The following is a 6,975-nucleotide window of genomic DNA, read 5'->3' as shown; positions in this document are numbered from 1 at the left end:
CTCCTCTCAACAAGGGAGATTTGCAGGGCAAAAAAAGCAAAAATAAACCGCCCTGCATCGTTTGCAGAGCGGCTTCGTTCGCTTTGTTCATTCACCCGAGCGCAAGACATGGCCCGGCGTCACATGGCCAACCTGTAACCGTCGAAAGTGCTTCTGGTTCCAAGTCAAAACCGTCGGACACTTACTGTGTCGCGCTTTCGGGCAATGTATGCGTCAATATAGTCCACGTGTTGTTCGTCAAAGTCGCGAAGCGCCTCAAGTACGATCTCCTTTTCCTCGATCTCAAGGCCTTTGACTTCCGTTAATTGCGCCAGCACCTTCGCGATTTCTGTTGGATGCTTCCCATAGAAGCTTTCCAGCACCCAGCACAACTCAGCGAAAACAATCGCCGGAACGCGCAAGGAGACAAGCCCACGATCAAGATAATGAACCTCCACCGCTTGTCGCCTCGCGCCTAGGCGGTGGAGGTTCATCATGGTCAACCACGATGGCTGCACACGAATCTGACTCCAAAATTGAGGCCAACTCCGCAGCGTCTTTCGCGTACATATCCCAATACACAATATTGTTGGTTCCAAACCACTGTTCGCCGATCTCGTCCAGGTGTGTTTGCGCCCAGTGACTCTTGCCAGATTGGGCATCGCCAAATGCCACCGTAAATGTTCCACGTGAGTTCGCCATACGGATCACTCCCTCATCGGAGAGGGAATGCAGGACAAAAGTGCTTTAACCCATTTCTTCTTCATCTATTTCGTCATCAAACGGATTGTGCGGCATCGTATCTTCTGAAACAGGCGGAACAAGGACAGGAATTTGAAGCGATTGATCCGTAAGGAACGCAATAACCAGAGATGATTTTAAACGTAAGGGTGTTGCCAGTAATTCTAGTTCCTCGTTGATTCTCTCCTCAGTCCATTGCCTGTATCTTTGGAAGGTTCCTCGAATCACAATTTCGAGTTTCACGCCTTCGTTCTTTCCGAAAGTAACTTGATCGCGATTTTCAATGGAAAAAGTTTGTTCACCAAGGTGCGCAAGTTCCACACGATTCGTTCTCTTAGGTTCTCCTTCACCCAAAAACGTATCATTGTGTTCAAAATGTATTCGTTTCAACTCTAAACCAACCAGTTTGATCGGAGGCATTTTTTTATTGGTCAACGTAGCGACCCTCCCTCAGTCATTTTGCTTTGCAATCGCATCATCTGCATCATCTCCGTCACATCAATAAACGGACGATTCATCGCAAACGAGTTAAGCACATCCTTAAAATTCGTTACGAAACTGGGGGCTTGCCTTTGCATCATTCCCAAACCCAAAGCAATGAGAACATTGACATACTGATTCATACTTACGCCGTTTTGTTTGGCCAATTGAGCAAGTCTCCGATGCATTGACTTAGGGAGCCGAACCACGAAGCGGCCACTGTACTGTTCCTCGTTTTCATCTGCATCCGAATCAGGAATTTCTCTCCCGATTTCCAATGCCGTTTCAAACCATGCCCTCTTTGCCTCATTTAAGTTCTGCAGTGCTTCTTCTGGAGTCTCCCCATCTGCACAGCATCCTTTCAAAGCTGGAATTTCCGCAAACCATCCCCCACCGTCTTCTTCGGTCAATTGGCGCAATTCTATCTTGTAACGGCGATTCATCAAACGATCGATGTCGGCCATATTATTCATCCTCCAAACAACGTAGCAAGAGGTTAATCAGCTTCTTCACATATACTTTTTTCACTTTATTGTTGTGAACAGGAATGGTTAAGATCTCTTTATCAGGATCATCTCTATGTGATATTCGCCAATGACTTCCATCTCTTGGTGGGATAATCTTTGCACCGTAATGCTGCAATATAACTTTTAATTCTGTCCAATCGCATTCGTTTGCACCGCGGAGAAGTCTTTGTAGGCGTTTTTCCAATTGCGACAACGTTCTTACCTCCACAGTTTCTCCAAAACCGCCGCATTTGATATCACCTGTGATGTCATTTTAGTCTTTGGAACATCAATGTGCAACCCTATTGAAGAAGGGTCTGCAGGACAATCGAGTAGGAGGGGGCGGCTAGCCCCCGTCCTCTCACACCACCGTACGTGCGGTCCCGCATACGGCGGTTCATGAAACGCTACAGAGTTCGAGATATCGCGTATACATGCTCCTGAGTCCTAGTTTGGTGAGGTACACACGATCGAGGATACGGTTCAATATCCTGGCCATGAACCACGGTCCTCTTCGCGAATTCGCCGTCATGTGGACGATTTCTTCGGCTATCCCGAGTGCGCGCAGTTCTCGGTATCGAGTCCTCACCCGCTTCCATTGCTTCCAGATGCACATCCTCACCCGCCGCCGTATCCATTCGTCGAATCGCATGCAGTGCGTCTTCATGGCAGCCAGCCGGTAATACGCAACCCATCCCAGAATGTACGCGTTCACCTTTCGGATGCGTTCTTGGATCGGCATGCTGCGCGACCGGCTGGTGAGCTCCCGAATCCGCTCCTTGAATCGCTCGACGGTCTTCGGCGCAAGCCGGAGCGTTGCATCCTCATCCGCAAGAAAGCTGTAACCCAGGAACTTCAGTCTCCAAGGGCGGTCCACCGCGCTCTTCTCCTGGTTGACCTTCAGTTTCAACGTCTCCTCCAGGTAGCGGGTTAGTGACGCCATGACGCGTTCACCTGCTCGCTTCGATCTCACATATACGTTGCAATCGTCCGCGTACCGGGCAAACCGGTGCCCGCGTCGCTCCAGTTCCTTGTCGAAGTCGTCGAGCATGATGTTCGCCAAGAGCGGGCTCAGTGGACCTCCTTGTGGCGTTCCCTCCTCGTTTCGCACCACGACGCCGTTCATCATCACGCCCGCTTCCAGGTACGACCGGATGAGCTTCAGCACCCGCTTGTCTCGCACCTTCCTCGCTACCCGAGCCATCAACATGTCGTGATTGACGCGGTCAAAGAATTTCGCGAGGTCTAGGTCCACGGCCCATCGGTGTCCGGCACGGATGTGTTCCTGCGCGCGTCGCAACGCGTCGTGTGCACTTCGTCCAGGTCGAAATCCGAAGCTGTTCTCGGAGAACCCTGGGTCGAAGATGGGATTGAGCACTTGAAGCAATGCCTGTTGAATGAGTCGGTCCATCACGGTGGGGATGCCTAGTCCCCTCACCCCGCCTCCGGGTTTCGGGATTTCGACTCGTCTGACGGGTTGCGGTTTGTAGGTCCCCTCGAGCAGCTGCTGACGAATCTCAGCCCAGTGGGTCTGCACGTACGAGCGCAGTTCTGCGACCGTGACCCCGTCGACCCCTGGCGCTCCCTTGTTGGATTCGACTCGCCGAAGCGCTTCGAGCATGTTTCCTCGCTCAAGCATCTTCTCCAACAGCGACATCTCAGTTCCGCTGGATGGAATCTCGATTTGTGCCAACGACGAACTCGGCCCTTGAGTTCCGGACCCCTGCGGCTTCACCGCTTCCTTCCGGTTCAAGGCCCCTTGCGGGGTTTTCTGCTGTCTTTGCCCGCCGTATGAACGCATCCAGTCCATCCTCGTTTCACGTTCGGTCCTTCCGCTGGTGAGCGCTCACCTGCGTACTATGACCTCTGCTGACTCCTGCTCGTTCAGCGCCGCCTCTCGGCGGCGGTTACCGGCTCTACCGGCGTGCCGAGCAGGCCTCCCCGGGTAAGAACGGTCGCTTTCACCCCATGTACCTGCCCAATTTACTGCTGCATCCCTTGGCTGTATGGGGCTTTGTCTAGTCGTGGAGACTCGCCCAAATGCAGCAGCCTCACCTTGGGTTCGTGGTCCTCAGGTCGGGGCTTTGCCTCCGGCTTCCTTCAGATTCCACCTCGCGATGGACACCCTTGCCTTTGGCTAGCGGTTGGTAACAGCCAACCCCCGCAGCGGACTTTCACCGCCTAGCTACCGCCCATGCCGGGCGCACTGCGGAGAAACCTGTACGCGCGGCGTACAGGTTTCCGTTCCTTCACGATTGAGCGGCGTTTGCAGGGCAAAAAAGGCCGCCCCACCACTTCGGGCAGGGCGGCTTCCTCATTGCGCTACGCGATGTTGCCCATCGTCCAGATTCGCCAATGTCCACATCCGCGCCTCGATTCGTTCTCGAAGGACGCGGCTGATCTCTTCGCGTAACACTACCAGGACGGTCTCTTCGTCGACATTCGAAACTTTCGCCATCACCGCTTTGACGGCAGGCACCACCAAACCATAGAGCTCCCGGTCCAACTCGTATCGAATCGTCGCGACGGCAAATCCAATGTCGAAAAAACACCCCCTGGAGATTTTCTGCAGCGACATGGCTCGTTCTGCCAACGCCATCACAGCCACCTTGGTCTCGTTCGGGTGTTCGTTCGCAAACTGAGCCGTCTTGGACTTCGATCCCAGCATCTCGATTCTCCGCAAGACCGCCGGAACAATGTCGCTCTCAACAAACCGAAGGGACGGCTCAACTGCGCCGTCTTCGAGGAACGCGTTGGTCTCGCGCCAGACCATCTTGGCTAACTGATTAAGAATCCCTTGGGGCACGACACGGCCTGTGAGTTCCGACAACGTACGCATGGCAAATCGTCCCGCAGCTCGCGCTTCGAGACGACGTTCCTGCTCGTAGAAATCGTAAGCGCCCATCAGCGGTCCCTCCGGAACATCAGGACATTGTTCGACTTGACGCCTTCGCACTTCTTCGCAAGGTTCGACAACGCCTCAGCAGTCACATAGAGCACGGACACAAAGTGATCCCGAACTTCGTCTGAGACGGATTCCGGTTCCCAAACCGCAAGCATGCCCGCGACGTCTTGACGCACCTCGTACAGCTTGGATTCGAGATTACGCAGCGCGGCATAGCTCGCTTCGGAATTCCCCGCCGACTCGAAGGTCTTCTCCAATCGCTGGCGCGCAAGGCGTTCCTTGATCGCCTCGTCCTCCGCCTGACGTTTGGCTTCCAACGCGGCGGCCTTCTCTTTGCGAAGCTTGTCTGCAAGCCGCTCCTGCTCCGCGAGTGACGCCTTGAGTTCGTCGTTCTGCCTACGCAAATCGTCCAGCGCGCGCTTGATCTCTTCTGACACAACCTCGATGCGCGGCCGCTCAGCCAGTTCCCGCCGCGCCTGTTCCAATTCGCGTCGTGTGTCCTCAAGTGCCGCTCGAAGAGCAGCGGGTTCGTCCTTTGCCGCTTCGATTTCGCGCGTAAGTCGCTGAACCGAGGTCTCCAGTTCACGCACCCGCTTTTCCGCGACTTCCCGCAACCGACGTTCCTCTTCGATCTGACGACGGATCTCCTTTGCTTCCGTCACCGTGCGCTCGCCAATGGCCTCGCCAAAGGCTTGGAACAACGCGCGTTGCTCGTCAGGCGTTAGATGCGCAAGCTGTTCTGCGGCGGTCGTGCCGAGTTTGCCCGCAGACACGAGAGTTTGGAGTTCTGGAATGAGATCGTTAAGCTTCAGCAATCTCGGTAAGTGCGCAGCATCCGTTCCCACAGCCTCTGCGATGTCCTTGCTCGTCTTGGTGGATTCACCATTTTGGTTAACCCTCGAATACTGATTGACACCGCGGCGTACTCCCCAATACTCCTTGAGGAACTTCGCCCGCTTCGCCTTCCGGATCGGATCGCCGTCCTCGCCCCTGCGCTCTTCGTTGTCCGCGATAAGCAGATACTCCGCTTCCTCCGGCGACACGTCGTAAATCACCACAGGCACCTGTTCGATCCCAAGCTCCTTTGCGATGCGGAATCGCTGGTGGCCTGCAATGATGGTGCCGTCCGGAAGGATTTTGAGCGGATCGCGGATCCCGTGAGTGGCGATGCTCCGCTTGAGCTCCTCGTACTTGTCGCCGCCAATGTCGGTGAAGTATTCGGTGTTCTTGGGATGCGGCTTGAGCCTGTCGATGTGGATCGTGTTCATAAAAAAATCCCCTCCTACTGGAGGGGGAGTGCAGGGCAAAACTACACTTCCGGCGTGGTATTGAACGCTTGGAGGAGCCCCGCATCCACCACGTCAATCTGCACCTCGCCAATGCGCCCTAACGGATCACGCAAAAACCCGCGCCCTTTCTCAAACGCCTGGAAGGTTTCGATGTACTGATTCAGTTGTTCTTCGTTCTCAAGCGGCAACCCGAGCAAGCGCACCGCGTGCTCGACCTGGATCCGTGACGTGAGGCGTCCGACAAAGGTCCATCCCAGACTTGCCGCCACATCATCGTTTTCCTGCCCCGGTTTGGGCAACAGAACATCAGGGTTTTGCACCGCCATCATCAGCACCAGATTCATGCTTCGCCCGAGAAGCAGCATCCGGTTGAGGAGCGCCCTTCCTTCTGGAATCGAGCGCAGGATCCACGCCTCATCCACGGCGAAGAATTTGCGCACATTTTGCGGAGCCATGACGAGACGCCGGAACGCGATCTGCGTCACCAAGTAGAGAATCGCGACGGCAAACCGTTGGCTCTCGCGCCACGTGTCTGGCGAACTCCCTGGGTCGGGGAAATCAAGGCCCATGATTGACGCCACGACTAACTTGGCGCGGTTGTCCATGACATTGTCTTCCCCGTCTTTGCCGTAGAGCGCACGCCCGAGTTCGCTCGTCCTGTAGTGCTCAAGCAGCCCCAAGAACAAATCCGCCAGGTTGCGTTCTTCCTCTGGACGTTGCAAGTTCTTCCGCTCGGCGTCCAGGCACAAGAGGAAGTGATCCATATCCCACTGTGATCCCTGATAGAGCGCGTGCAGCGCGCGCTGGATGACCAGCGACGCCCGCTGATCTTCCCGCCGCGTGGTGACATTCAGCAAAACACCGAGGAACCCCTCGGCGATTAACTGCGACTCGCTCGCGTCCCGACCCAAGCGAAACGGTGAAAACCTGAGCGAGCTCCCGCTTCCAAAAGTCCACCACACGCTTTCGCGCGGCCAAAGTTTCACCAACGCTCCGTACTCAGCCTGTTTCGGATCTACCACCGCACCAATGGCACCCCATTGGAGCATCGTATCCGCAGCATACTTCATACCAA

General features: G+C 55.2%; 8 protein-coding genes. All 8 read right to left on the bottom strand.

Annotated elements, in window-relative coordinates; translation table 11 throughout:
- Window positions 1-164: 164 nt before the first annotated feature.
- Window positions 165-497 (bottom strand): PIN domain-containing protein, encoded by a 333-nt coding sequence (locus AC27E8_RS06465; RefSeq protein ID WP_487097099.1) that lies wholly within the window; start codon window positions 495-497, stop codon window positions 165-167.
- Window positions 498-726: 229 nt separating this feature from the next.
- A complete protein-coding gene (locus AC27E8_RS06460) occupies window positions 727-1,155 on the bottom strand; it encodes a hypothetical protein (protein WP_487097101.1) in 429 nt (142 codons plus the stop codon).
- Window positions 1,152-1,664: a toxin-antitoxin system HicB family antitoxin gene (locus AC27E8_RS06455; RefSeq protein WP_487097103.1), complete on the bottom strand. Its 513-nt coding sequence runs from the start codon at window positions 1,662-1,664 to the stop codon at window positions 1,152-1,154. The genes AC27E8_RS06460 and AC27E8_RS06455 overlap by 4 nt, the downstream gene beginning before the upstream one ends.
- Window position 1,665: 1 nt before the next feature.
- Window positions 1,666-1,920 (bottom strand): type II toxin-antitoxin system HicA family toxin, encoded by a 255-nt coding sequence (locus tag AC27E8_RS06450; RefSeq protein ID WP_487097105.1) that lies wholly within the window; start codon window positions 1,918-1,920, stop codon window positions 1,666-1,668.
- A gap of 183 nt (window positions 1,921-2,103) precedes the next feature.
- A complete protein-coding gene (ltrA, locus tag AC27E8_RS06445; protein ID WP_487097107.1) occupies window positions 2,104-3,507 on the bottom strand; it encodes a group II intron reverse transcriptase/maturase in 1,404 nt (467 codons plus the stop codon).
- Between the two features lie 513 nt (window positions 3,508-4,020).
- Window positions 4,021-4,611 carry a hypothetical protein gene (locus AC27E8_RS06440; protein ID WP_487097109.1) on the bottom strand — a complete coding sequence of 197 codons (591 nt, stop codon included), beginning with the start codon at window positions 4,609-4,611 and terminating at the stop codon, window positions 4,021-4,023.
- Complete coding sequence (locus tag AC27E8_RS06435; RefSeq protein WP_487097111.1) at window positions 4,611-5,879, bottom strand: ParB/RepB/Spo0J family partition protein; 1,269 nt, start codon at window positions 5,877-5,879, stop codon at window positions 4,611-4,613. Before AC27E8_RS06435 ends, AC27E8_RS06440 begins: the two co-directional genes overlap by 1 nt.
- Before the next feature lie 41 nt (window positions 5,880-5,920).
- Window positions 5,921-6,975: ATP-binding protein (locus tag AC27E8_RS06430; RefSeq protein WP_487111376.1), on the bottom strand; the 1,055-nt coding region annotated here is incomplete at its 5' end.

Source organism: Alicyclobacillus sp. CIJ1 (assembly GCF_057538885.1).
The sequence above is the reverse complement of the archived record's forward strand: the minus strand, read 5'-3'. Positions and strand labels throughout refer to the sequence as shown.